At 68.5% G+C, this 25,602-nt stretch carries 24 protein-coding genes; 4 read left to right on the plus strand and 20 right to left on the minus strand.

Going from position 1 to position 25,602, the window contains the following annotated elements; all coding sequences use genetic code 11:
• Positions 1–139 precede the first annotated feature (139 nt).
• Positions 140–1,009 carry a polyprenyl synthetase family protein gene (locus K368_RS25145; RefSeq protein WP_036266526.1) on the minus strand — a complete coding sequence of 290 codons (870 nt, stop codon included), beginning with the start codon at positions 1,007–1,009 and terminating at the stop codon, positions 140–142.
• 74 nt (positions 1,010–1,083) lie between these two features.
• On the opposite strand from K368_RS25145, the gene crtD reads away from it, so the two are divergent.
• Positions 1,084–2,646, plus strand: coding sequence for a 1-hydroxycarotenoid 3,4-desaturase CrtD (crtD, locus tag K368_RS25150; protein ID WP_245259624.1), 1,563 nt, complete (start codon positions 1,084–1,086; stop codon positions 2,644–2,646).
• Positions 2,604–3,503, plus strand: a complete 900-nt coding sequence (locus K368_RS0119640) for a hydroxyneurosporene synthase (RefSeq protein WP_027173822.1) — start codon at positions 2,604–2,606, stop codon at positions 3,501–3,503. The genes crtD and K368_RS0119640 overlap by 43 nt, the downstream gene beginning before the upstream one ends.
• Positions 3,504–3,825: 322 nt before the next feature.
• On the opposite strand, the gene K368_RS0119645 is transcribed toward K368_RS0119640, so the two are convergent.
• The 3 genes from K368_RS0119645 to K368_RS0119655 are packed head-to-tail and all read right to left on the minus strand — an operon-like array spanning position 3,826 to position 5,945.
• A complete protein-coding gene (locus tag K368_RS0119645) occupies positions 3,826–5,121 on the minus strand; it encodes an arsenic transporter (RefSeq protein WP_027173823.1) in 1,296 nt (431 codons plus the stop codon).
• A gap of 34 nt (positions 5,122–5,155) precedes the next feature.
• Complete coding sequence (gene arsC, locus K368_RS0119650; RefSeq protein WP_027173824.1) at positions 5,156–5,593, minus strand: arsenate reductase (glutaredoxin); 438 nt, start codon at positions 5,591–5,593, stop codon at positions 5,156–5,158.
• The gene (locus tag K368_RS0119655; protein ID WP_027173825.1) at positions 5,586–5,945 is read right to left on the minus strand and encodes a metalloregulator ArsR/SmtB family transcription factor; all 360 of its coding nucleotides are present in this window, start codon (positions 5,943–5,945) and stop codon (positions 5,586–5,588) included. Before K368_RS0119655 ends, arsC begins: the two co-directional genes overlap by 8 nt.
• A 50-nt stretch (positions 5,946–5,995) precedes the next feature.
• Here K368_RS0119655 and arsH point away from each other — a divergent pair, with 50 nt between their 5' ends.
• Entirely contained in the window at positions 5,996–6,742 is a 747-nt protein-coding gene (arsH, locus tag K368_RS0119660; protein WP_027173826.1) for an arsenical resistance protein ArsH, read from the plus strand.
• A gap of 171 nt (positions 6,743–6,913) precedes the next feature.
• On the opposite strand, the gene K368_RS0119665 is transcribed toward arsH, so the two are convergent.
• The gene (locus K368_RS0119665) at positions 6,914–7,342 is read right to left on the minus strand and encodes a helix-turn-helix domain-containing protein (protein ID WP_027173827.1); all 429 of its coding nucleotides are present in this window, start codon (positions 7,340–7,342) and stop codon (positions 6,914–6,916) included.
• Between the two features lie 76 nt (positions 7,343–7,418).
• Between K368_RS0119665 and K368_RS0119670 the strand changes: the two genes are divergently transcribed.
• Positions 7,419–8,297, plus strand: a complete 879-nt coding sequence (locus tag K368_RS0119670) for an SDR family oxidoreductase (RefSeq protein WP_027173828.1) — start codon at positions 7,419–7,421, stop codon at positions 8,295–8,297.
• 178 nt (positions 8,298–8,475) lie between these two features.
• Here K368_RS0119670 and K368_RS27150 read toward each other — a convergent pair whose 3' ends face one another.
• The 15 genes from K368_RS27150 to puhA form a co-directional block, all read right to left on the minus strand.
• Positions 8,476–8,628 carry a hypothetical protein gene (locus K368_RS27150; RefSeq protein WP_018043277.1) on the minus strand — a complete coding sequence of 51 codons (153 nt, stop codon included), beginning with the start codon at positions 8,626–8,628 and terminating at the stop codon, positions 8,476–8,478.
• The gene (locus tag K368_RS0119680; protein WP_027173829.1) at positions 8,625–9,713 is read right to left on the minus strand and encodes a phytoene/squalene synthase family protein; all 1,089 of its coding nucleotides are present in this window, start codon (positions 9,711–9,713) and stop codon (positions 8,625–8,627) included. The genes K368_RS27150 and K368_RS0119680 overlap by 4 nt, the downstream gene beginning before the upstream one ends.
• Entirely contained in the window at positions 9,694–11,223 is a 1,530-nt protein-coding gene (locus K368_RS0119685) for a phytoene desaturase (protein WP_027173830.1), read from the minus strand. Before K368_RS0119685 ends, K368_RS0119680 begins: the two co-directional genes overlap by 20 nt.
• Before the next feature lie 333 nt (positions 11,224–11,556).
• The gene (locus K368_RS0119690; protein ID WP_245259625.1) at positions 11,557–12,723 is read right to left on the minus strand and encodes a helix-turn-helix domain-containing protein; all 1,167 of its coding nucleotides are present in this window, start codon (positions 12,721–12,723) and stop codon (positions 11,557–11,559) included.
• A 105-nt stretch (positions 12,724–12,828) separates the two neighbouring features.
• Positions 12,829–15,642, minus strand: coding sequence for a hypothetical protein (locus tag K368_RS25155; RefSeq protein WP_155935254.1), 2,814 nt, complete (start codon positions 15,640–15,642; stop codon positions 12,829–12,831).
• Positions 15,643–15,967: 325 nt separating this feature from the next.
• Positions 15,968–16,885: an alpha/beta fold hydrolase BchO gene (gene bchO / locus K368_RS0119705; protein ID WP_027173832.1), complete on the minus strand. Its 918-nt coding sequence runs from the start codon at positions 16,883–16,885 to the stop codon at positions 15,968–15,970.
• A gap of 10 nt (positions 16,886–16,895) precedes the next feature.
• Positions 16,896–18,662 (minus strand): magnesium chelatase subunit D, encoded by a 1,767-nt coding sequence (locus K368_RS0119710; RefSeq protein WP_027173833.1) that lies wholly within the window; start codon positions 18,660–18,662, stop codon positions 16,896–16,898.
• Complete coding sequence (bchI, locus tag K368_RS0119715; RefSeq protein ID WP_027173834.1) at positions 18,659–19,690, minus strand: magnesium chelatase ATPase subunit I; 1,032 nt, start codon at positions 19,688–19,690, stop codon at positions 18,659–18,661. Before bchI ends, K368_RS0119710 begins: the two co-directional genes overlap by 4 nt.
• 364 nt (positions 19,691–20,054) lie before the next feature.
• Positions 20,055–21,272, minus strand: coding sequence for a 5-aminolevulinate synthase (hemA, locus tag K368_RS0119720; RefSeq protein WP_027173835.1), 1,218 nt, complete (start codon positions 21,270–21,272; stop codon positions 20,055–20,057).
• Between the two features lie 67 nt (positions 21,273–21,339).
• The gene (gene puhE, locus K368_RS0119725) at positions 21,340–22,257 is read right to left on the minus strand and encodes a putative photosynthetic complex assembly protein PuhE (protein WP_027173836.1); all 918 of its coding nucleotides are present in this window, start codon (positions 22,255–22,257) and stop codon (positions 21,340–21,342) included.
• 11 nt (positions 22,258–22,268) lie between these two features.
• Positions 22,269–23,348 (minus strand): magnesium-protoporphyrin IX monomethyl ester (oxidative) cyclase, encoded by a 1,080-nt coding sequence (gene acsF / locus K368_RS0119730; protein WP_280940258.1) that lies wholly within the window; start codon positions 23,346–23,348, stop codon positions 22,269–22,271.
• Positions 23,349–23,356: 8 nt separating this feature from the next.
• The gene (locus K368_RS0119735) at positions 23,357–23,656 is read right to left on the minus strand and encodes a hypothetical protein (protein WP_036266529.1); all 300 of its coding nucleotides are present in this window, start codon (positions 23,654–23,656) and stop codon (positions 23,357–23,359) included.
• Complete coding sequence (gene puhC, locus K368_RS0119740) at positions 23,653–24,126, minus strand: photosynthetic complex assembly protein PuhC (RefSeq protein ID WP_027173839.1); 474 nt, start codon at positions 24,124–24,126, stop codon at positions 23,653–23,655. Before puhC ends, K368_RS0119735 begins: the two co-directional genes overlap by 4 nt.
• A gap of 18 nt (positions 24,127–24,144) precedes the next feature.
• The gene (puhB, locus tag K368_RS0119745; protein ID WP_027173840.1) at positions 24,145–24,831 is read right to left on the minus strand and encodes a photosynthetic complex putative assembly protein PuhB; all 687 of its coding nucleotides are present in this window, start codon (positions 24,829–24,831) and stop codon (positions 24,145–24,147) included.
• A complete protein-coding gene (puhA, locus tag K368_RS0119750; RefSeq protein WP_027173841.1) occupies positions 24,828–25,601 on the minus strand; it encodes a photosynthetic reaction center subunit H in 774 nt (257 codons plus the stop codon). The genes puhB and puhA overlap by 4 nt, the downstream gene beginning before the upstream one ends.
• Position 25,602 lies beyond the last annotated feature (1 nt).

The following is a 25,602-nucleotide window of genomic DNA, read 5'->3' on the forward strand; positions in this document are numbered from 1 at the left end:
GCCTGGGGTGAGGTGTAGTTCCTCTCCGGAGAGGTCACTCACCTCACCCTGTCCCTCTCCTTCCAGGAGAGGAGACCCGAGCGGCCCGCGAGATGTGGGGCTATCGTAGCTGCAGGCAGGAGAGGACAACGCCCTCCCCTCACGCCAATTCCCGCGCGAGGCTCGCCGGCAGGAACAGGCGCGTCTGCGCCTCGATCTCGGCGCGGAGTTCATCGGCGCCGGGGCAGGCCGGGATCACCTCCACGGCTTCGCGCACGAGGCGCTTGAGGCGGGAGAGCGCGCCGGCCATGCCGAGCAGGGCGGCGGCGTTGGGCCGGCCCAACGTGGCGTCGCGGCCCACCGGCTTGCCGACCTCCTCCTGGCGGCAGGCCACGTCGCGCAGGTCGTCGGCGACCTGATAGGCCTCGCCGAGGCATTCCCCCAGCAGCCGCCACGGCAGGGCCTGGGCGCCCGCCGCCGCCGCCCCGGTGACCGTGGCCGCGGCGAACAGCGCGCCGGTCTTGGCCTGCTGGTACTCGGTGAGCCCTACATGGCGCTCCGATTCCCAGGCCTGCCCGGCGGCGATGCCGTTGGGCGAACCGGCCGCGCGGGCGACGAGGCCGACGAGGGAGGCGAGCCGGGCCGGCGAGCGCGCCGCGCCGCGCGCCAGGGTCTCGAAGGCCGAGACGATGAGCGCGTCCCCGGTGAGCACCGCCAGGGGCTGGCCGAAGGCGGCATGGACCGAGGGTTTCTGCCGCCGCATCGGCGCATCGTCGAAACAGGGCAGGTCGTCATGGACCAGGGAGGCGCAGTGCAGGAGTTCGATCGCCGCCGCCGCCGCGTCGGAGGCCGCCGGATCGTCGTCGCCGCAGGCCTTGGCCACCGAGAGGCAGAGGCGGGGCCGGATGCGGTGGCCGCCGGGAAAGACCGCGTAGCGGATCGCCTCGGCCAGGAGCGGCGGGGCGCCGGGCGCCTCCGCATGGGCGACGGCAGCGTCGAGAGCCTGCTCGATCCGGCGGTTGGCATCCATGGCGCCACTCCCTGGTGTCTTTTGATATTGCCATTGCAAAGTGTCAGATAATATTGACACTCGTCAAGGCAGAAATGGGTGACACAGTGGCGGCGCAGCGGGTTGCGGTGATCGGGGCGGGGATCGGCGGGCTGGTGGCGGCCCTGCGCCTCGCCCATGCGGGGCTCGACGTCACCGTGCTCGAGCGGGGCTCGACGCCCGGCGGCAAGATGCGCAGCGTTCCGGCGGACGGGGCGCGGGTGGAGGCCGGCCCCACCGTCTTCACCATGCGCTGGGTCTTCGAGGAGATCTTTTCGGAATGCGGCGCCGACCTGTCGGACCGCGTGGCGCTCCGCCCGGCCTCCATCCTCGCCCGCCATGCCTGGGGGGCGGACCAGCGCCTCGACCTGTTCGCCGATCCCGAGGCCTCGGCGGCGGCGATCCGCACCTTCGCCGGGGCCCGCGAGGAGGACGGCTACCGCCGCTTCCGCGCCCGCGCGGCGGAGGTCTACGGCACGCTGGAGGGGCCGTTCATCCGGGGCGACCGGCCGAGCCCCATCGATCTCGGCCGCCGCGTCGGCCTGTCCGGGCTCGGCGGGTTGCTGCGCATCCAGCCCTTCACCACCCTTTGGAGCGCGCTCGGCGAGTACTTCCGCGATCCCCGCCTGCGCCAATTGTTCGGGCGCTACGCCACCTATTGCGGCTCCTCGCCCTTCGAGGCCCCGGCGACGCTGATGCTGGTCGCCCATGTGGAGAGCCAGGGCGTCTGGCACGTGGACGGCGGTCTCAGCCGCCTCGCCGCCATCATCGCCGATCTCGCGGAGGAGCGTGGTGCCCGCATCCGCTATCACGCGCAGGTGGCCGCCATCGCGGTGGAGAACGGGCGCGGCATCGTCGGCCTCGACCTCGCCGACGGCGAGCGGATCGCGGCCGATCTCGTGGTGGCCAATGCCGATGCGGCGGCTCTGGGCGCGGGCCTGTTCGGATCGCGCGCCGCGCGGGCCGTGGAGGCGGTGCCGCCGGGCGCGCGCTCCCTCTCGGCGGTGACGCTCTGCGCCAGGGCCCGGACCTCGGGCTTCCCCCTGGTGCGGCACAACGTGTTCTTCTCTCGGGACTACGCGAACGAATTCGCCGGGCTCCGCTCCGGCCGGCTGCCGGATGACCCCACGATCTATGTCTGCGCGCAGGACCGCGCCGACGACGATTCGGCCCTCGATACGCCGGAGCGCCTGCTCTGCCTCGTCAACGCCCCGGCTCTGGGCCGGGCCCGCCCCCTCGCCCCCACGGAGATCGCCACATGCGAGACCAACCTGCGTCGCAAGCTGACGGAATGCGGGCTGACGATCGAGGCGACACCCGGGACGGTGACCACCGATCCGGCGGGGTTCGAGCGGCTGTTTCCGGCGACGGGGGGCGCCCTCTACGGCCGGGCCTCGCACGGCTGGATGGCCTCGTTCCAGCGTCCGGGCGCGAGGACGGCCCTGCCGGGGCTGTATCTCGCGGGGGGCAGCGTCCATCCGGGGCCGGGGGTGCCGATGGCGGCGCAATCGGGGCGGATCGCGGCGGACAGCCTGCTGGCCGATCTCGGCGCGAAGGGCCGCGCTTCGACACGCCGGTGGCACGGGACGGTTACGTCTGGTGGTATGTCGACGCCCTGAGCGAGGACGGACGCCAGGGGCTCACCCTCATCGCCTTCATCGGCAGCGTGTTCTCGCCCTATTACGCCCTGGATCTCAGCCGCGACCCGTTCAACCACTGCACCATGAACGTCGTGCTCTACGGCGAGCGTGCCAGCCGCTTCTGCATGACCGAACGCGGCCGGGATTCGCTGAGGCGGGACGCGTCGCAGATCCGGATCGGCCCGAGCGGCCTGCGCTGGGACGGCACCACCCTCACCGTCACCCTCGACGAGGTGACGGCGCCGATCCCCTCGCGGGTGCGCGGCACGATCCGCCTGCGCCCCAACGGCTTCACGCGGGACACCTTCACCCTCGACGCGACAGGCCGGCACCGCTGGTGGCCGATGGCGCCCTCCTCCCCCGTGGAGGTGACCCTCGACGCCCCTGCCCTGTCCTGGCGCGGCACCGCCTATTTCGACACCAACCACGGCGACGCCGCTTTGGGCCGGGACTTCAGCGACTGGACCTGGTGCCGGGCCGATCTCAGGGACGGATCGGCGATCCTCTACGACGTGCGCCGCCGCGACGGCAGTCTCCAGAACCTCTCCCTGCGCTTTGCCGCCGACGGCACGCGCCGCGACATCCGCCCGCCGCTCCCCGCCGCTTTGCCGCCGACGCGGTTCTGGCGCATGCCCCGCTCCACGCGCAGCGACGACGGGGCCTCCCGCGTCGTCCGCACCTTCGAGGACACGCCGTTCTACGCCCGCTCGCTCCTGGCCTCGACCCTCGACGGCGAGCCCGTGCGCCCGGTCCACGAAAGCCTGTCGCTCGACCGATTCCGCAACCCGCTGGTGCAGTTCATGCTGCCGTTCCGGATGCCGCGGCGGGTGGGGTGATGGGGGCTGTGGCCCTTCCGCGTTGGGGAGGCCTCGAACCACGAGGCTCACGTTTTGAGCGGGGTCGATATCCGTGACGACGGAATGCAGATGTTGGCTTCGACACCGCAGGCGCGAACGCGATTGCAGTCATGAAACGAAAATTCAAATCGACCGATGTCCGCATGGCTCAGTGCGGCAAACTCATCTCTTGGTGTCTCGAGGTAAGATCTGACGCTTGGTCCCGCCCCGAACGTTTGTGTCGGGTGGGAAGCAGAAATTCGCTGATCTCGCGTGGAAAGTCTGGATCAGTGGGGCGACGCGGACGAGACGTTGAGATGGGCTACCCGGTGCCGAGCAGCGGCAGCCAAGCGGCGAGCGCGAGCAATGTCATCAGCAGCACGGGCGGGGTGATGACCAGGCCGACCTTCATGTACTGCCCCCAGGTGATCGTCTGACCCTTGCTGGCGAGCACGTGCAGCCAGAGCAGCGTTGCCAGGCTGCCGATCGGTGTGAACTTCGGCCCAAGGTCGCAGCCGATCACGTTGGCGTAGATCATCAGCTCGCGGGTGAGTGGCGACAGGTCCGGGGCCTGTTGGATCGAGAGCGCCCCAATCAGCACGCTTGGCATGTTGTTCATGACCGACGACAGGATCGCGGCGGCAAAGCCGGTGCCGACCGTTGCCACCCACGGCCCCTGCCCGCCCAGCCAGACCAGGCCCTTGGCCAGCTCGTCGGTGAGGCCGGCGTTTCGGAGGCCGTAGACCACCAGGTACATACCGAGGCTGAACAGCACGATCTGCCAGGGCGCACCGGCCAAGACCTTACGGATCGCGATGACCCGGCTGCGGCCCGCGAGCAGCAGGAGCGCCGCCGCGCCGGCACAGGTGACGGCCGACACCGGCACGGCCAAGGGCGCGGTGATGAAGTAGGCGGCGAGCAGCACGCCGAGCAGCGGGAACGCGGCCCGGAACACCAGCGGGTCGCGAATCGCGTCGGCCGGGCGTTCCAGCGCTTCGACCGGGTAGGCCGCCGGCACCACCCGCCGGAAATACCACCACAGCACTGCCAGCGTGGCCGCCAGCGAGACCAGATCTACCGGCACCATCACGGCGGCGTACCGGCCAAACGTCACGTCGAAGAAGTTGGCCGAGACGATGTTGACCAGGTTGGAGATGACCAGCGGCAGGGAGGTGCTGTCGGCCACGAAACCGCAGGCGACGATGAACGCCAACGCTTCCGCTGGCTTGAATTCAAGGCGGAGCAGGATCGCCAGCACAATCGGCGTCAGCAGCAGCGCCGCGCCGTCATTGGCGAACACCGCCGCGATCGCCGCTCCGAGCAGGATCACCAGTGGGAAGAGGCGCCGGCCCTGGCCGCCGCCCCAGCGGGCGATGTGCAGAGCGGCCCAATGGAAGAATCCGGCTTCATCGAGCAGCAGGGAGATGATGATCAGCGCTACGAACGTGAACGTAGCGTCCCAAACGATATGCCAGACGACCGGAATGTCGCCGGGGTGGATCACGCCCGTGGCGAGCGCCACGGCGGCCCCGGCCAGGGCGCTCCACCCGATTCCAAGTCCTTTGGGCTGCCAGATGACGAAGACGAGGGTGACGAGGAAGATGGCAAGCGCCAGCATAGGGGACGTTTCTTGTTGTCGGTTGACGTGAAGCTCAGGCGGTGGCGACGCGCCGGCCGTGCTCGTCCACGACCCGTTCGCCGTCTTCTTTCACGAACTCGCCCTGTTGCGCCGGCAGCAGATCCAGCACGGCCTCGGACGGCCGGCACAGGCGCACACCCTTGGGCGTGACCACCAGCGGGCGGTTGAGCAGGATCGGGTGCGCTGCGATGGCGTCGAGGCGCTGCGCATCGGTCAGCGCTGGATCAGCAAGCCCCAACTCGGCGTAGGGCGTACCCTTCTCGCGCAGTACGTCACGCACCGAGAGGCCGGCTCGGTCGAGCAGCGCGCCCAGCAAGGCTCTCGATGGCGGGGTTTTCAGGTACTCGATCACGTGCGGCTCGATGCCGGCGTTGCGGATCATCGACAGGGTGTTGCGGGACGTGCCGCAGGCCGGGTTGTGGTAGATGATCACGTCGAACGGCTCAGGCATGGGCGGTGTCTCCCGGGGTGCAAAGGCAAGCCGCCAGAGCCTCGATGGCCGGCGTCCAGACTTCCGGGCGGCCCTGGCAGCAATCGCGCATCAGAAATTGGATCAGGTCGGACAGACCCTGGAAGGCGGCGCTGTAGATCACCGAGCGACCCTCTCGCCGGGACTGGATCAGCCCGGCGTGGCTCAGTTCCTTCAAGTGAAACGAGAGGTTGGTGCCGGACACGCCGATCTCGCCGGCCAGCACGCCGGCCGCCAGGCCGTCCGGTCCGGCGGTGACGAGCGCCCGCACGATGCGCAGGCGATGATCTTGGCCGAGGGCCGCGAAGGCGGCGACGGCTTGCCGTTCGCCCATCATTGCTGCAATATCTCAATCATTGTTGAAATATAGATGAAAGCCACCCCTTGGACAAGCTCGCGCGACCGTTCACCGATGGCCTGCCGAACCTGAGTGCCGCGCACTTCGAGACACCCACCGCCGCGCACCTGCAGGTGGCGCAGCCGTTCGTCCACGCCCCGCGCTTCCTGATCCTCTATGGCTCACTGCGGGAGCGGTCGTTCAGCCGGTTCCTGGCCTACGAGGCGGCCCGCCTGCTGGAAGCCATGGGCGGCGAGGTGCGGATCTTCCATGCGGACGGCCTGCCCCTTCCCGACGACACCACCGCCGACCACCCGAAGGTGCAGGAATTGCGCAACCTCTCGCTCTGGTCTGAGGGGCATGTGTGGGTGTCGCCGGAGCGGCACGGCAACCTGACCGGCGTGATCAAGAGCCAGATCGACTGGCTACCGCTCTCCGAGGGCAGCGTGCGCCCGACCCAGGGCCGTACCTTGGCCGTGATGCAGGTATCCGGCGGCTCGCAGAGCTTCAACGCCGTGAACGGCCTGCGCCTCCTTGGCCGTTGGATGCGGATGATCACCATCCCCAACCAGTCAAGCGTGCCGATGGCCTACAAGGAGTTTGACGACGCCGGCCGGATGAAGCCGGGCCCGCTCTACGACCGTGTGGTGGACGTGTGCGAGGAACTGATGAAGTTCACGCTGCTGACGCGCGAGCGCTCCGACTACCTCGTGGATCGCTACAGCGAACGTCAGGAACGCGAGCCGGAGCGGCTCCGGGCGGTGGCCGCCGACATCGGGTTCGTGAAGCGCTAGATCGTCTGCTCCCAAGCTCGTTCGGACGTTCGACTTCATCATTTCGAAGGTCCGCGTGGGGTCGGAAGGCGAGTCAGCAAAGGCTCCAGAAAGCCCCGGCTCGAATCACGACCGGCTCAAAGCACTCACTATGATCACGGATGGACGCTCAGGGTGAAGCGAGCCGCCGAACTACATGCCATCGAACCGCGCCCGCGCCGCCTCGATCTCCGCATGGCTCCGTTCCGCCCAGCGGATGAGCACCGCAAGCGGTTCCATGAGCGTGCCGCCGAGATCCGTCAGGCGATAGTCCACGCTGGGCGGCTTGGTGGGGTAGACCGTGCGGGCGATGTAGCCGTCGCGTTCGAGGTCGCGCAGGGTCTGGGTCAGCATGCGCTTCGAGATGTCGGGGACGAGGCGGAGGATCGCGCTGAACCGGTGCGGGCCGCCGGCCAGAGCGGTGAGGATCAGGATCGACCATTTGTCGCCGGTCCGGTCCAGCACATTGCGGACGGGACAGCGGGCGGCGTCGAACCGCTCGGCCTGCCAGCCCACGAAGGTCCGCGCCAGTTCGGCCTGAGCCGGTGCGGGGGTGGTTCCCCCGGCGTCACCTTGTCCCAAAATCCTGCCTCCTTCACAGCCGACGCGGTCTCACTTAGTTCCCTTGTACCGAAAATGAACCACAGGGAAGCCCGCCATGTCCGACACCACTCATCCGACGATCTTCGTCACCGGCACATCCGGTCAATTGGGCCGCCTCGTCATCGCGGCGCTGCTGGAACGGGTGCCGGCCTCCACCGTCGCCGCCGGTGTGCGGTCCCTGGAGAGCGAGGCCGCCCAGGGCCTGCGAGACCGGGGCGTCGCCGTGCGGGTGGCCGATTACGCACGGCCCGAGACCCTGGCCGAGGCCTTCCTGGGCATCGAGCGCCTGCTGCTGATCTCCTCGAGCGAAATCGGCCAGCGCGTCCCCCAGCACGGGAACGTCATCGCGGCGGCGAAGGCGGCCGGGATCGGCCGGCTCGTCTATACCAGCCTCCTGCATGCCGACACTTCGCCGATCAATCTGGCCGGGGAGCATCGCGCCACCGAGGCCGCCATCGCGGGCTCAAACCTGCCGGCGACGATCCTCCGGAACGGCTGGTACACGGAGAACTACACCGCCGCGATCCCCGGCGCGCTGGCGGGCGGCGCGTTCCTGGGCAGCGCCGGCGCGGGCCGCATCGCCTCGGCCGCGCGGGCCGACTACGCCGAGGCGGCCGCCCTGGTGCTGACCGGCGAGGGCCATGAGGGGCGGACCTACGAACTGGCGGGGGACGAGGCCTACACCCTGGCCGATCTCGCCGCCGAACTCTCGCGGCAGACGGGCCGCGACATCCCCTACAGGGACCTGCCGCAGGCGGAGTATGCGGCGCTGCTCACGGGATTCGGCCTGCCGGACGTCCTGGCCGAGGGGCTCGCCGCGTGGGATGTGGACGCCGCGCAGGGCGCCCTGTTCGACGAGGGCCGCCAGCTCTCGACCCTGCTCGGCCGCCCGACCACGCCGTTGTCGGCCGGCATCGCCGCCGCGCTCGGGTGAGGCCGGAGCGTCAGTTCAGATCGTCTTGGGATGATCCCTGCGGTTTCGGGGCGAGCGCGGGTCCCCTCTCCTTCCAGGAGAGGGAGCCCGTCGCGCCTCACGTCGAACCCTTTTGCATAGAGCGAACGGCCGTCGAGCGGATGGGTGAATTCAGGAGCCCTTGTGGGGAGGAACGCCCTCAGCCGGCGGGATCGTCCGGCGGGCGGCGGGCGGCGGCGTCGCGGTCCTTGGCGATGCTGCGCCGGACGACGATCAGCTGCCAGAGGGCCAGCCCCAGCGCCAGGGCGAAGACGAGGCCGATGTCGAAGGCGGCGAAGAGCCGGTCGCTCACGAGGGGGCGGTCGCGCGGCCGAGCGCCTCGCGTTCGCGCAGGGTCTCCACCAGGTCGAGCACCTGCGCCACCTGCGCCGGCACGTTCCACCAGGGCGGGACCCGGGGGGCCATCGACGGCCGGGCGGCCACCGCCTCGATCAGGAACAGGATCTCCGGCAGGGGTGGTTCCGCCAAGGCCGTCTTGTCGTCCGTCGAGACGAGGGCGCGGGCGAGGAGCGCGAGCTTCCGGCGCCCGTCCACGCGGGCGCGCCTCGAGACCGAATCGTAGCCGGCCCGCTCCACCTCGCGGCCGATTTCGGCATAGATCAGCCGCGCCGCGCGGATCGCCGGGCGGCAGGCGGGGGGCAGGCCGACGATGCCGGATTCCGAGCGCGCATAGAGCAGCTCCGCCGCCGCCAGCAGGCGCGCCACGACGACGCCGAGGGCGGGGGTGAAACTGGGCGCGCGCAGGAAGTCGTCCGGGTCGATCCCCGCCTCCCTCAGCCAGGCGCGCGGCAGGTAGAGCCGGCCGGCCCGCGCATCCTCGCCGACGTCGCGGGCGATGTTGGTGAGCTGCATGGCGATGCCGAGGTCGCAGGCGCGGGCCAGCACGTCGGGATCGCGCACGCCCATGACCAGGGTCATCATCGCGCCCACCGAGGCGGCCACCCGCGCCGCATAGGCGGTGAGGTCGGAAAGCGTCTCGTAGCCATGCCCGGCCGCGTCCCAGGCCAGCCCCTCGATCAAAGCGGCGGGCAGCGCCTGGGGAATGGCGTGGTCGGCGACGATGTCGGCGAGCGCCCGGTCCGCCGGGGCGTCGACGGGCTGTCCGTCATAGGCGCGGGCGAGGCGCATCCGCAGCCGCGCCACGGCGGGAGGGCGGCCGCTCGCGGCGACGTCGTCCACCGCGTCGTCGGAGAGGCGGCAGAAGGCGTAGAGCCCGTAGGCCGGCCGGCGGATGGAGGGCGGCAGCAGGGCGGAGGCGGCAAAGAAGCTGCGCGACCCGGTGCGGATCGCCGCCCGGCAGGCGGCATGGTCGGCCGCATCCGCATGGGGGATCGCCCAGAGGGGCGGCCGAAGTAAGTCAAGCGAAGACGCGCGCATCCGGCACCACGGTATCGAGAATTCGGGCGGAGGAGAGGACGCCGGGCAGCCCGGCGCCGGGATGGGTGCCGGCCCCCACGAGGTAGAGCCGCGCCACGTCCTCGGAGGCGTTGTGGGGCCGGAACCAGGCCGATTGCGTGAGCACCGGTTCGAGGCCGAAGCCCGAGCCGCGAAAGCTCAGGAAATCCGCTGCGAAATCCCCCGGATGCGTCACCTTGGAGGTGACGATGCTCTGCGACAGGCCCGGCATCACGGTGGCGTCGAGATGGCGCTCGATGGCGCGGCGATAGGGCTCCGCCTCCGCCGTCCAATCCTGGCCGCCGGCGAGGTTGGGCACCGGGGAGAGCACGTAGAACGCGTCGCACCCGGGAGGCGCCAGCAGCGGATCGGTGGCGGTGGGGCGGTGCAGGTAGAGGCTGAAATCCTTCGACAGCACCTTGCGCCGGAAGATGTCGTCGATGAGCCCGCGATAGCGCGGCCCCATCAGGATGGTGTGGTGGGCGATGTTCGGAAACGTGCGGTTCGTGCCGAAATACCAGACGAACAGCCCCATGGAGGAGTGCGACCGGTCGAGGCGGCGGTCGGTCCAGCGCCGCCGCACCCCGTCGGGCAGGAGGGTGCGGTGGGTGAAGGCGGAATCGGCGTTGGAGACGACGATGTCGGCGGCGATGCGCTCGCCCGAGGCGAGGGCGACGCCGGTGGCGGCCCCGTTCTCCACGAGGATGCGCGAGACCTCCGCGCTGCAGCGGAGCGACCCGCCCTGCCCCCGGATCAGCCCGGCGAGCCCGTCCACCAGGCGGCCGGTGCCGCCCAGCGCGAAATGCACGCCCCAGCGCCGTTCGAGATGGGCGATGAGGCAGTAGATCGCGCTCGCCCGGAACGGGCTGCCGCCGATGAGGAGCGGGTGGAAGCTGAAGATCGTCCGCAGGCGCTCGTCGCGGATGTAACTCGCCACCACGTCGTAGACGCTGCGGTGCCCGCCCAGACGCACCAGATCGGGCATGATCCGCAGCATGTCCGAGACCGACGTGAAGGGCACGTGGCCGAGCCGCTCGAACCCAACCTCGCAGATCGCCCGCGAGCGCTCCATGAAGCGCTCGTAGCCGGCGACATCCCCGGGCGAGAACCGCGCCACCTCCTCGCGCATGGCGTCGAGATCGCCGCTGTAATCGAAGGTCGCGCCGTCCTCGAAGCGGATGCGGTAGAACGGCAGCATCGGCGCCAGGACGACGTCGTCCTCCATGCGCCGCCCGCACAGGGTCCAGAGTTCCTCGAACAGGAACGGCGCGGTGACGATGGTCGGCCCGGCATCGAAGGTGAAGCCGTCCTGGCGATGCACCCGCGCCCGCCCGCCGGGCTGGTCCAGCCGCTCCAGCACCGTGACCCGGTAGCCCCGCGCCCCGAGCCGGATCGCGGCGGCCAGACCCCCGAAACCGCTGCCGATCACCACCGCGTGGGGGCGACTGGCCGGCCGGGACGAGGAGGTCGGCACATCGCTGAGTGTCAACATAGGGTGACACTATCAGGGGTAAAATCTCGGAGGCAAGCGTTGATTTGGGACCGGCATGGCGAAGTTTTTTGGTCGGGTCTCGGTTTGAGGTTCGATCTCGGTCGTCGGCCGGTTTCGACCTGTCGCAGAAGATCTGAAGGTCAGCTGCGAGGCATCTTCTGCAATCGAGACGTACGCCAGGATGGCTGCCGGTTCGCGACTGGGCAAGGAACGCCTTTGGCGGCCACCATCCAGGACTTCCGTCGGTGCGTTCTCGAAGGCCCGGTTCGATGCGTGTGAGATGCGGCCGCCGTCTTACGGCATCGATCTACGAGGCACGCCCTGACGAGGTGATCACGCTTCGCGCAGCCACTTCCAGACGTTTTGCGGCGATCCCTGACCGCTGACCCGCTGGACCACCCGACGCTCGGCACGCCAAGCTTGGGGTGGGACGCCGTAGCGGTCGCGGAAGCTGCGGCTGAGTTGCGAGCTGCTGCTGAAGGCAAACACCTCGGACAATCGGTTGAGGGTACGCGTCTCCATGGGATCGGCGAGAGCGTCGCGCACCGCCCTCAGGCGCTCGCCCCGCACGAAGTGCATCACGCCCCCCTCCGGCTCGAACAGCCGGTAGAGGGTGGCCCGCGAGACCTGCATCTGCCCGGCGATGAACTCGGGCGAAAGATCGGGCCGCGACAGGTTCGCTTGCACGATCATCCTGGCCAGCGCCATCAGGCCGCCGTCGAGTTCGCGGCCGTCCAGCACGTCGATGGCCCGCGAGCCATCGAGCAGGCGGTGCAGAAAGGCGACGAACTCATCGGCGAGAGCCGGGGCCTCGTCGGCGCGTATGGTCGGCAATCGGCGGTAGATGTCCGAAATGCGCGCAGCCAGCAGCCGGTTGCGGGCCGCATCGAAGAGCAGGCCGCGCTCCTTGAGCGGCAGCCCGTGGAGGCGGGCACAGGGTACGGCGATGCCGACCACGTCGGCTCGGTCGAGCATGCCGTCGAGCAGGTTGCGGCGGCCGATGAGGGTCACGGTGCCAGCCGAGGCAGAGACCCCCTTGCCGGCGACAGTGCCCTGGAAGCGGCCGGATCGGTAGAGTTGGACCATGTAGTGGTCGGGACCGGCCTCGACGCGCTTGCGGTCACGCTGGAGTCGCTGGGTCGAGAGCAGCGAGCGCTGGGTAACGAGATCGCCGATCTGGTATGTGATGTTGGCGCCGAAAGGCAGGGGGGCGGAGGGCGTTGTCGGACTGACCGCGTACATCGGTGCCAGGAGGGTGCGCCATCGCTCGAAAGCCTCATCGAGCGACAGGCCGGACGTCGTGAGATAGGAGTAAGGAACGCCCTCGCCAGCCGTCATGTCGTCTGCACCCAACCGGCCAAGTCGTCCGCCATCTGGTGTGTGCGGCAGATGACGATAGGCATGCTGCCCTAAGCGAAACAAGCCGATTGACGGATCGCAGTCACCGTTGCGAAAATATGCCGCGAACACGACAAAGAAGCGCACGACGCTGTCGTGCACCCGTGATCTTGCCCATGCCGACCAGTGGCGAATGCGAGCAAGGACTTTGAGCGACGTGGGAGCCTTGGCCGAACAAGGAGCGTTCGGCCAAGGGGTATTATGGGCTTACGCAACCAGGAAATCGAGGTGAGTCAGCGTCACCTTGTCGTGGTTGTCGATCACGGCGAACTGGATGGCTTTTGCGGCGGTGCCGCTGCCATCGGCATCGAAGGACAGGGCACCGGTTTCGTGATCGTAGATGATGCGGTCGTTCCCATCGATCTTGGCGCCGGTCACGCCCAGGTCCTTGAACGCCGTCACCGCGAGATCGCCGGCCGAGAGCGCCGCGAAGACGCTCTTCGAGAGCTGGATCGTGTCGTCCATGGCCGAAAAATCGGTGATGTGGTCGATATTGGTCGCGCCGAGCTTCGTGCTGAACACGAACGTATCCTGACCAGCCAGACCCGTCAGCTTATCCGCCCCGAGGCCACCGTCGAGATGGTTGGCGCCGGCGTTGCCCTTGAGCACGTTGGCGAGCGTGTTGCCGGTGGCACTGAGATTGCCGGTGCCGGTCAGCGTCAAGTTCTCCACGTAGGAGCCGCCCAGCGAGAAGGACACAGAGGCCTTGACGAGATCGGTACCGACGGAGGCGCTGAGTTCCACGGCTTTGTCGCCGGTATTGTCGACGATGTAGATGTCCGAGCCGGCCCCGCCGATCATGGTATCCGCGCCCGTCTTACCGTCGAGGACGTTGGCGCCGGCATTGCCCCTGAGGACGTTGTCCAGCGAGTTGCCGGTGGCGCCGAGATTGCCGGTGCCGATCAGTGTCAGGTTCTCCACGTAGGAGCCCCCCAGCGAGAACGACACGGAGGCCTTGACGAGGTCTGTGCCGGCGGCGCCGCTCAGTTCGACGGCCTTGTCGCCGATGGTGTCGACGATGTACGTGTCCGACCCCGCGCCGCCGACCATGGTATCGGCACCGCCTCTGCCGTCGAGGACGTTGTTGCCGCTGTTGCCGGTCAGCACATTGGCAAGATCGTTACCCGTACCCTTCAGATCACCCGTGCCGGTGAGCGTCAGGTTCTCGACTGCAACACCGAGAGAATAGGAGACGGATGCGAAAACGCGGTCCGTATCGGTGTAAAAATCTTCTTCAATGATTTTGTCGCCGACATTATCGACGTAGTAGGTGTCAGACCCGTCCGACCCTTCCATCGTATCCGCTCCGGCCTTGCCGTCGAGGATATTGTTAGCCGAGTTGCCTCTTAGGTGGTTAGCACTAGCGTTGCCTGTTGCCTTGATTGCATCATCTGACAGGTATAAGTTTTCAATATTTGCAGCTATCGTATAGTTTACGCTGCTGTTTACTATATCAACGCCTTCGCCGGCGAGCTCAACGACAGTATCTTTCACGTTGTCGACGATATAGATATCGTCGCCCGTCCCGCCGATCATGCGATCGGCACCAAGGCCTCCCTTGATGAAATCGTTGCCGGCGAGCCCGCTGATCGTATTGTTCCCGGCGTCACCCCTCAGCTGATCGTTGAAGTTGCTGCCTTCCAGGTTCTCGATACTGATAAGTCGGTCCTTGCCGAAGCCGGTGTCTTGCCAGTTTGTCAGGTCCAAGGAGACGAGCACACGCGAGGTCGCCGACGCGTAGCTTGCCGTGTCGCTGCCAGCGCCCCCATCCAGGCGATCATCGCCGGCGCCCCCGTCGAGCCAATCGTTGCCGGCGCCGCCCAGGATGATGTCGTCGCCGCCATTGCCGTGGTGGCGATCATTGCCGTCGCCGCCCCGGAGCGTGTCGTTGCCTTCGTTGCCGATGAGCTGATCGTCGCCGGCCCTGCCTTCGAGGGTGTTGGGCGCCGTGGATCCGGGCAGCACACCGGATGCTTGAATGATCCCGTTATACGTGCCGTCCCGATCGATCACGTGCTGACCGCTGATGACATTCCGCAAGGCGTTGACGGCCGACTCCATATCGGCGACGCCAGATCTTTCGTTGAGAAACTCGTTGAATACATAATTCTTTTGCTGATCAAACCAGCCTGGAGGGCTTTTGATAATGTGATCTTTGTCCATGAAAGTATCTTCGCCATGTGCGTAGAAATTTCTGAGCACATCCATATTCAAAATATCGAGATTATCTATACGCGCACCTGCGCCAACAGAGGTGAGGCCAACGGCCTGCAGCATCTGCTTCACTTCTTCGGACCCATTTTGTCCAATATACAAAGTGTATTGACTCGTTAAATCCCTATTAACGACAGGACCTTCATTTATATCTAATAAGTCATTATATCTAATCTGCACATAGACATCGCTGTCGTTGCGAACGGATACCCTAGCGTATGTTCGGATCGTATCGTTCGCCTGTTCCCGGTAGGGAGTAATTTCTGCATCCAGGGCGACGATGGCCCGCCGGAGTTCATCCACGAACTCTCCCGACGTCGCGCCATCGCCGATATCGCGGATCACGTTGATGCGGGTGGTGAGTGCGGAAAGGAGTGCAGGCACGACGATGCGGATGTCTGCATTCTGGTCTTCGGCGTATACGACGGCCCGGGTTAGCGCCAAACCCGAGGAGTTCAGTGCAGCATCACGGTAGGTGCTGATACTGTTGTTGTGGTTATACAGACTGAGATTGTTGTTGGCATTTACAGATTCTGTCTTGATGTCGAGGATGACATTTTTGTTAAGTTCCTCATTGATATCCCCGAGTTCAGCGAGTACTTGGCGATTTTGCGCTTCGATCACGTCCAGCTTTGAATCCATCCCCTTGATGAGTTCCAAGCTTGGATCGTTATTCGATCCTCCAAAAACGGCTAGCAATTCTTCAGGTATTTCAACGCCCGGTATCAGCCCGATCAAGTTGAGGGCCGAACCAGCGACCTCCTTGATGTCATTAAAATAGCCGAGACCTTTGAGTGCCGATGCCATAATACGAACCCACCTCTAGTAAGTGCCCGTTGGTAGATCGCAATTCGATTGGAAAACAGGGGCGGACGCTACCTACTAGGCCGAATCCCTTGTCACAGCGTCTCATCGCCCCGTTCGGTGCGCGTATGTCGCATATCAGCCTGCCTCAGGATCGGCGGAGCCAGGATTTAATGTCGGTGCTGAAAGTCTGTTGCCAATCGGATGAAGTAACGTTGTTCGGTAAGGGGGGCACAACGTCCGATTCCAGGGGCGGGGCCAAGGTCCGGTGACCACTCACCGCAGACCTCATCCTCGAATTCAGAACCGAGACACCACCGACCCATCGTCAAGGCGACGCGATAGCTCCGACATCTTCCCCCACCGCCGGGACCACCGCCCCAAAAATCACCTCCGCCACCTTCTCCGGCGCCTCCTCATGGGCGAGGTGGCCGAGGCCGCGCAGCAGCTCCACGCGGGCGTTGGCTAAGCGTTGGCGCAGGGCGAAGGCGGTGTCGGGGGAGATGGCCTTGTCCTCGCTGCCGACCACGAGGAGCGTCGGGGTGGCGAGGCGGGTAATGGCGCGGTCGAGGGTGGCGAGGTCCCAGTTCGCCATCATGCCCAGCGCCCCGGCCACGTGGCCGGGTGTGCGGAACAGGCGTCGGTAGAGATCGAGCCCCTGCGGGTCGAGGCGGGAGCCGGTGCCGCGAATCAGGCGCTCCACCGCCGGGCGGTCGGCGGTCCAGGCGAAGAGCTTGGGGGTGACGGGGTTGAGGAAGAGCAGCCGCGCCATGCTCGGGAACAGCACCGAGGCGAGGCCCGGAAACGGGGTCAGCGCGCCGTTGAGCGCCACCAGGAGGTCGGGGGTGATCCGCCCGTCGAGGCAGAGCCGGACCAGGAGCGCCGCCCCCGCCGAATGGCCGACGACCAGAGTCGGGCGGAGGGCGAGCCCGTCGAGGAGGTCGCCTACGGCGCCAGCCATCCCCGGCAGAGAGAGTTTTGCGGCGGGGAGCGGGTCGGTGAAGCCGTGGCCCGGCAGGTCCGGGGCGACGATCCGGAAGCGCTTGGCCAGGAGCGGCATCAGCCCCCGCCAGGAATGGGTGGCGGCGCCCGTGCCGTGGAGGAGCAGCACGGTCGGAGCCCCTTCCTCCCCCATCTCCTGGATGTGCCAGTTGAGGCCGGAGGCCGTGACGAAGCGGCTCGCCTCCCGGTGCGGCCAGTCGGCGCCCTCGCGCTCCCAGCGGGGTCGTTCGGCGGGCGCGCGCATGCTGGTGACCTTATTCCCTCGCCGACCGGATCGCGGCGCTCATCGCCCCGGCATCGGCATGGGGCAGGGGCAGATAGCGCGCCCCCATGGCGGCGGCGAGGCGGCGCGCCGAATCCTGCGGCCTCTGGGCGGTGTCGATCAGGATGGCGCGGAAGGCCGCCTCGCGGAAGAGGCGGGCGGCTTTGAGCGAATCCTCGCCCGCCCGCTCCCGCCCGGCGATCCCCGACCGGGCGACGTTGGCCCTTCCGTCGGTGAGCATCACCACCACCGGCGTCCCGCCGCCGCGCCTGACCCCGAGGGCGACCTCTCCGGCGGCGTCGATGCCGGCGGCGAGCGGCGTCCCGCCGCCTCCGGGCAGGGCGGCGAGGCCGCGCCGCGCCCGCACCAGGGAGCGCGTCGGCGCCAGGACCAGCTCCGCGCCGGCGCCGCGAAACGCCACGAGGGCGACCTTGTCCCGCCGCGTATAGGCCTCGGCCAGAAGCAGCTCGACGGCCCCCTTGGCCTCTGCCAGCCGCTCCAGGGCGGAGGAGCCGGAGGCGTCCACCGTGAAGATCGTCGTGGTCTCGGTCCGCTGCCGGAACCGGGTGATTCGGATGTCGTCGGGGCGGATCGCCAGGAAGGCGGCGCTCCCGTCCGGCGACCGGCGGATGCCCTGCCAGGGGGCTGCGGCGCTCAGGGTCGCGATGAGATCGAGCCGGCCCCGGCGCGGATCGCCCGGCCGCGCCCCCATGGGGCGGCCGGAACGGGCGGAGACGGCCTTCGCCCCGGCCTTGCCGGCGCGGGGCATCCGCAGGCGCGGGCCGTCCCGCATCAGCATCGCCAGGAGCCCGGCCGGAATCGCGGCACGGGCGGCCTCGACGATGCGGTCGTCGGGGGCGGACGCGGTGCCCTCCTCCGGGTCGGGGCCGGGGGCCGCCCCGTCCGGGGGCGGCGGCCTGTCCGGCGCGGCCTCGTCCCGCCCCTCCCCCTCCTCGGGGGGAGACTCGCGCTCCGGGAGGCGGGTGGCGCGGTGGCCGAGGACGAGGCGCGCGGCCTCCCGCGCATCCGCCTCGGCGATCTCGGCGCGCCCGTCGAGGCGGGCGAGGAGGCGGGCGACCCGGAGGGCGAGGAGCGGCGCACGTAGGGAGTCGATGCCGAGCCGGGCCGCGACCTCGCTCAGGTCGGCGACGGGATCGTGGCCGCTCTGCCCACCGCCATCCGACGGCGTTTCGGATTCCGGCGAAAGGCCGTCCGATGGCGGTGGAAGCACGGGTCGCGTGGCGCTCGGCGGCACGTCCGTGAGGTCGAGATGGAAGGCCAACCGATCGGCCAGGGCGGCCGGGGCGGCCTCGTCCTCGCCGATCCCCTCGTCGAGGAGGATGAGCCCGAACCGCGCCGGCCGGGTCTCCGCCAGCCCGTCCCGCTCCACCCTAAGACGCCCGGTATCGAGGGCGGCGGCGAGATGCGCGGCGGTGCCCTGCCCCATCCGCTCGGCCATCGCGGCGACGAGAAGTCCCCCATGGGCCTCGGCCAGCAGCCCGGCCTGGGCCACCGGCCGCCCGGCGGCGAGCGTCGCCGCGAGGTCGAGCCCGCCCACGAGCCGGTCCTCGGCGATCCCCGCCGGCATCCGCCGTAACGGCTTGCCGGCGCTCATGTTTTCGAAAATGGCGTCGAGCCAGCGGTCGCGCACCGGCCCGGCCCCGGCGCGCACCACCACGCCGCCGCAGCCGTGAGGGTCGGCGGCCACGAGCCGGGCGATGCGCAGGGCGTCGGCCCAGATCGCCGGCCCCTCGCTCACGACCCCAGCACCTCCGTCACCGCCCGCGCGACGCGGGCGGTGGAGCCAGATTCGTCGAGCGGGTTGCGGCGCAGGCGGTGCCGTAAAGCCGACGGCGCGACCTGCCGGAGATGGTCGATTCCCACGGTGTCGGCCCCCTCATAGGCGGCCAGCGCCCGGGCGGTGCGCATCAGGGTCAGCTCGCCGCGCAGGCCGTCGGTGCCGAGCGCGAGGCAGAGCCGGGCGGCGGCCTCCAGGGTCGCGTCGGGCATGTCGAGGGTGGGCAAGCGCGCCCTGGCGGCGGTGAGGCGCTTCTGCAGCGCCCTGTCGGCCTTGGCATAGGCGGCGCAGAACCCCGCAGGGTCGCGCTCATAGGCGTCGCGCCGGCGCACCACGTCGATGCGGGTGGGCAGGTCCGTGGGCGTGGTCACCTCCACGGCGAGGCCGAACCGGTCGAGAAGCTGGGGCCGCAGCTCGCCCTCCTCCGGGTTGCCGCTGCCCACCAGCACGAACTTCGCCGGGTGCCGGATGCTCAACCCCTCGCGCTCCACGGTGTTGATCCCGGAGGCCGCCACATCGAGGAGGAGGTCGACGAGGTGGTCGTCGAGGAGGTTGACCTCGTCGATGTAGAGGAAGCCGCGATTGGCGCGGGCCAGCAGGCCCGGCTCGAACGCCTTCTCGCCGCGCGTCAGGGCGCGTTCGAGGTCGAGGGCGCCCACCACCCGGTCCTCGGTGGCGCCCAGGGGCAGGTCCACCACCGGCACCGGCGCGAGGTGGCTTCGTCTGCCTTCGGCGCGGCCGGAACAATGCGGGCACTCGCCGGCGGGCTTGGCGGGATCGCAGGAATAGGGGCAGCCGATCACCGCCTTCATCGGCGGCAGCAGGGCCGCGAGGCCCCGGATCGCCGTGGACTTGCCGGTACCCCGGTCGCCGAAGACGAGGACGCCGCCCACGGAGGGGTCCACCGCCGCGATCATCAGGGCGCGCCGCATCTCGTCCTGGCCGACGATGGCGGAGAAGGGGAAGGTGATGGGCGGGGCCGGGGCCATGATGGACGGTTCGGGGTCGCCTCGGGGCCTCCGGAGGATTCCTTGGCTCGCGCCGCGCTCCGGCGATTCGGGACGAGGGTGGGCGTGTGACGGAAGGGATGCGGTTCGGGTCGTTCCGTTGACGATCATCGACAGTCTCCCGGGGGCCCGATTCAGGCTCTGGATGGTCCCCCCTCCCCGCCTGCGGGGAGAGGGTTTCGGCCCCCTCGTCGGGTCCGAAACGAGGCGGCAGCCGAGGGTGAGGGGACGCCGTCGAAGGAGCCTTTTCCGGAGGGCCCCCCTCACCTTCGCCCTGCCGGGCTCACCTCGCCTCCCGACGGAGGGAGGACGAGGCCCTCTCCCCGCCCGTGCGGAGAGGGGAATGCTACTCCGCCGCCGCCTGCTCCACGCCCATCCGCGTCCAGATCGCCGCCAGCGCCCCGACGAGATAGTCGATGTCGGCGTCCGAATGCAGCGGCGACGGGGTGATGCGCAGGCGCTCGGTTCCGCGCGGCACGGTGGGGTAGTTGATCGGCTGGACGTAGATGCCGAACTCGTCGAGGAGCGTGTCGCTGATCGCCTTACACAGGACCGGGTCGCCGACCATCACCGGGACGATGTGGCTGTCGTTGGGGAGATAGGGGATGCCGGCGGCGTCGAGCCGGGCGCGGACCTGGGCGACGCGCTCCTGATGTCGGGCGCGCTCGGTGCCGCTGGCCTTCAGGTGCTTGATGCTCGCCGCGGCCCCCGCCGCCACGGCGGGCGGCAGCGAGGTCGTGAAGATGAAGCCGGATGCGAAGCTGCGGACGAAGTCGCAGAGCTTCGCCGAGCCGGTGATGTAGCCCCCATGCACCGCGAAGGCCTTGCCGAGCGTGCCCTCGATGACGTCGAGGCGATGGGCGAGGCCCTCGCGCTCGGAAATGCCGCCGCCGCGCGGGCCGTAGAGGCCGACCGCGTGGACCTCGTCGAGATAGGTGAGCGCGCCGTGTGCTTCGGCGACGTCGCAGATCTCGGCGATGGGGGCGATGTCGCCGTCCATGGAATAGACCGACTCGAAGGCCACCAGCTTCGGCCGTGCCGGGTCGATCAACCTCAGCTTGCGATCGAGGTCTTCCGGGTCGTTGTGGCGGAAGATGTGGCGTTCGGCGCGGGACGCCTTGATGCCCTCGATCATCGAGGCGTGGTTCTCGGCATCCGACAGCACGACGCAGCCCGGCAGCTTGCCGGCGAGAGTGCCCAAAGCCGCCCAGTTCGAGACGTAGCCGGAGGTGAAGAGGAGGGCCGCCTCCTTGCGGTGGAGGTCGGCGAGCTCGCGCTCGAGGAGTACGTGATAATGGTTGGTGCCGGAGATGTTGCGGGTGCCGCCGGCCCCGGCGCCGCAGCGGTCCAGCGCCTCGTGCATGGCCTCGAGCACGACGGGGTTCTGACCCATGCCGAGATAGTCGTTGGAGCACCACACCGTCACCGGGCGTTCGCCGCCGGGGCTGTGATGGGTGGCGTGGGGGAAGCGACCGTTCTGGCGCTCGAGATCGGTGAAGACGCGGTAGCGGCCTTCGCGGTGGAGACCGGACAAGGCATCGCCGAAGAAGTCTTCGTAGTTCATGGCCGTCCCCTTCCCTATGGATCGCGATGTTTCGCGTTGGCTGCTTGAGACTCGTCTTGCTGGAGCGTCAGAGAGCGGTCCCTCCCCCCTCTGCGGGGGAGGGTGGCCCTCGCGTGAGCGAGGGTCGGGAGAGGGGAACCGCCTCTCCGGAAAAGCCTGTGCCGCCCTCCCTCACGCCTGCACTGCAGGCACCCTCCCCCGCATAGACGGGAGGGTTCGGGGTGCCCGCAGCCTTCGGCAGGCTCCAGGCCCACAGGGCCGCCGAGGGCAGGGGCAGCATCAGGAAGCCGTGTTCCAGGGTCGCCAGCGCCATCAGCGTGGTGACGATGGTGAAGCCGGCGACCTCGTGGGTGCCGATCCCCTCCCCCATCGCGGCGCGCGCGAGCAGGATCGTCACCAGGGCGGCGATGGCCACGGAGAACGGGAAGAGCGCGTTCATGCGCCGGTTCCTGAGGAAGCAGGCGAGGTAGCCGAGGCGCTCGGGCAGGAACTCGGCGTTGAGATTGCGCACGCCGAGGAACATGTTGAGCCGAGCGGAGAGGTTCATTCCCCAGAGGATCAGGTAGGTCCACAGGGCGAATTTGTTGGGCTCGCCCCAGGTCAGGGCGAGGATGCCGGCCATCCCGGCGACGATTGCCGCCTCGTGCCACAGGCTCGTGGCCGCTGCCGCCCGGAACAGGGCGAACCCCGTCGTCGTGGGAGGGCAGCCGGTTTTGCGCGGCCCCGCGACGTAGCCCATGTAGTAGCTCATCTCCTGCCAGCCCCAGACCAGGAGTGCCGCCGTGAACGCCGTGTAGGCGCCCGCCTCGCTGGTGTCCCCGGCGCTCGCACCGATGGCGTAGAGCGCGGCCATCAGCACCAGGGTGCCGGCCGCCATGCTCCAGGGATGGGTGTGGCGGGGGCGGTGATCGAGCAGGATGATGAGTCCGGTGGAGAACCACCAGATCAACACCGCGTAGAGCGCGGGAACGGCGTGGGCGGCCATCCTCCCGCGTCCTACCAGACCGGCTCGAGGCGGATCTCGGCGGGCATCGGGTTATCGATGGTGGGTAGCGCGTAGAGCCGGGCGAAGTTCACCGCCGATGCCGCGATCCAGGCACCCTGTTTCAGCCTCCCCACGATCCCGCCCTGCGCCTTGGCGTCGGCGAGCTTGTTGGAGCAGACGAGGAGCCGGTCGAGGGCTGCCTTGAACTTCGGGTTGTCGAGGTCGAGGGTGAGCGGGAAGGTCTGTTTCGAGATGTCGGAGGTGATCCGGAACACCTTGAAGTCGTAATCGGTCGGATCGACCCCGAGCGCCTTGTGGAAATGCGGTCGGCAATGGTCGCGCACATACATGGTCGCGAAGACGGCGAGCAGGAAAAACTTGATCCAGTAGCGGTTGATCCCCGTGGTCAGCTTGGGGTTGGCCCGCATCAGCAGCGCGAAGGCCTCGCCGTGGCGGAACTCGTCGTTGCACCACTTCTCGAACCACTTGAAAATCGGGTGGAAGCGCCGGTCCGGATTGCGTTCCAGCTCCCTGAAAATCGTGATGTAGCGGGCGTAGCCGATCTTCTCGGAAAGATAGGTGGCGTAGAAGATGAACTTCGGCCGGAAGAAGGTGTATTTCTTGGACTTAGTCAGGAAGCCCAGGTCGACGCCGATGCCGAAATCCTTGAGCACGTCGTTGATGAAGCCGGCGTGCCGCGCCTCGTCGCGGCTCATGAAGCCGAACAGCTCGCGAATATCGGGGTTCTTGGCGCGCTTCCTCATCTCCGCGTAGAGCACGCAGCCGGAGAACTCGGCGGTGATCGACGAGACGAGGAAATCCATGAACTCCTTGCGCAGGTCCGGATCGAGGCCGGACATGTCGAGGTCGAACTCCTCGTTGCGGGTGAAGTGGCGCTTGTTCGGGTCGGCGCGCAGCTCCGCGATCAGGATGTCCCATTGCTTGCGCACGGGCTCCACATCGGTGCGGTCGAGTTCCTCGAAATCCGTGGTGTAGAAGCGGGGCGAGAGGAAGGTCGTCTCCTGGGCGGCCTTGGTGCCCTCGTTCATGGGCAGCTTCGGCGTGACGGCCTTCGGGGCCTGGTGCTGGATCGAGACGTTCACAGGCGCCTCCTCTCTGAGAAGCTGACTTCGTAGAGTTCGGTGAGCTCGAAATGGCCGGCGAACTTGGTCCAGAACCGCTCCAGGATGCCGGCACGGGTGACCGTGGCGGTACGGCGGACCACGAGGCGCTCGCCATAGGGGACGGAGGTCGGCGCGTCGTGGACCTGGACTTCGTCGCCCGGCTCGATCTCGAACGTGGCGTCCAGGGTCACGTGGGCGTGGAGCGTCTCGGGGGTCTGCTCGATCTCGACGGTGCAGGGTACCTCGACGGTACGACGTCCGAACGACGCGATCATCGGGCGGCTCCGCTGTCGGCGAGCCTCGTCTCGGGGAGGAGCCTCGTGAAGGCGACGAAGTTCGACGGGCCGAAGGCACCGAGATTGACGGCGCGACCCGTCGACGGGTCGGAGAGTTCGAGGCCGCCGTCGGCAAAGCGCGTCAGGCGGAAGGGTTGCTCCCGGCCGAGGCCGGCTCGCAGGCGGGCCTGGCCGAAGCCGCGCAGGGTGGCGCGGACGAAATTGTCCTGACCGGGCTCGATCGTGGCGATGACGTCCTGTGAGCGCGCATCCCGGATGACGATGGCGCCGTCGGCGCGGTCCTCCGGGTTCAGGTCGACGGAGCGGACGATCCGGGCCGGCGGCATGTGCGAGAGGCCGATCCCCTCGCTGCGGCCGACCCCGACCACGACGGTCACGAACCCCATGAGCCCGAGTGCCCCGATGACCAGCGGTCGCGGAATCCGGGCGGCATCAGCCTTCGCCGTCATCGCGTCTCCTCCCTGATTTCAACTCGCGTTGGCGAGGCGCGGCGGGCGGACGGGCCGCTGCCGCGCGACCACCATAGGAGTCGCAGTTTCCTCCGTTGTGTCAAGTGCGCTTGACAGTGCGCGAGCGAGGATTTCCGCGGCGAGCTTTGCATCCGGTACCGATCGCATCATCGGTTCGGGGTTCGTGACGGCCCAGGGACGGGCATGCGGCCAGAGATGGAGGTAGGCTACGCGGTTGCCCCGACGCAGCCGTAAAGGCAGGTCGCCACTCCCGTCCGTAAAGACCTTGCAACCCGCGCCCTCGATCAGGCCGAACGGCAGGTTGAGGGTCATCGGCAGGGCGATGCCGAGGCGCATCACCACCCGGCGGTTGGTGATGGTGTAGGTGGTCGAGCGCGCCGAGAGCCAGCCGAGGAGGCCGAGGAGCGCGACTGCGCCGGCGCCGACGAGGAGGGTCGGCCCGGCGAGAAGCAGGGCCTGTCCAAAGGCACCCTCGCCGAGGGGCGGGATCGCCGCCCACAGGGCCAGTCCGACGAACCAGAGGCCGACGAGGCGGGCATGCAGCGCCCGCGCGGCGATGCCGAAGGCGCAGGGACGACCCTGCCAGAGGATGTGCTCTCCGGGCGGCAGGGGCGCGGGCAGGCCCGGCGGCGCGTCGAAGGCGTTGGCGGGCACGCCGAGGGGGGATTTCGCGGCGCGGCTCACAGGAACGGCTCCTGGCGCCCGGCCGTGGCGTAGAGGGTGCCGGCGCCGAAGAAGGCCATGATCCGCTCCTCCTCGTAGAGGGTCACCGAGTCGGGGTCCTTCTGGCCGGGAATGTCGGCGAACTGGTGGGCGAGCAGGGCCTCGGTCTTCACCGTGCGCGAGAACCGCCCGGTCCGGCAGAAGGTGTTGGGCATCAGCACCCGGCGCCCGCCCGAGCCGAGCTCGACCTCGATGTAGCGGACCATGGATTCGCCGCGGTCGATCCAGAGGTCGGTGACGGTGCCGGCCACCTGCCGGTCGGCGCCGAACACGGTCATGCCGATCGGGTTCGGGCCGTCCTCATGGACCACGAAATGCTCGGCGACCCGCAGGGGGACGATCCGCTTCTCGTCGTCCCAGGTGCGGTCGTGGTGGTCGTCGCGATCGGCATAGGAGCCAGGGCCGATGTGGTCGTGCAGGCCGTCGCCGTCCGGCTCCAGGGGCGAGCCGGGCCAGACCTCGCGCTTGTGGCCCTTGTAGTTCCAGGCCGGCTGCATGTCGGTCTGGGGTGCGGTCTTCACCAGGCCGTTGGAGAGCAGGAACTGCTTCGGGCTCGGGATCAGGATCGGGTCGGGGCGCTTGAGGCGGCCGGCCGCCTCGCTCTCCAGGGGATAGCCTTCGCGGCGATCCTCCTGGCGCAGGTAGAAGACGAGGCCGGCGAAGAAGATCCAGAACGCGTAGAGCACGACCTGGGCGACATCGACATAGCCCGTGATTTCACCTCTTGGCATG

The organism is Methylobacterium sp. 10 (assembly GCF_000519085.1).
In the GTDB taxonomy this organism is placed as follows: domain Bacteria; phylum Pseudomonadota; class Alphaproteobacteria; order Rhizobiales; family Beijerinckiaceae; genus Methylobacterium.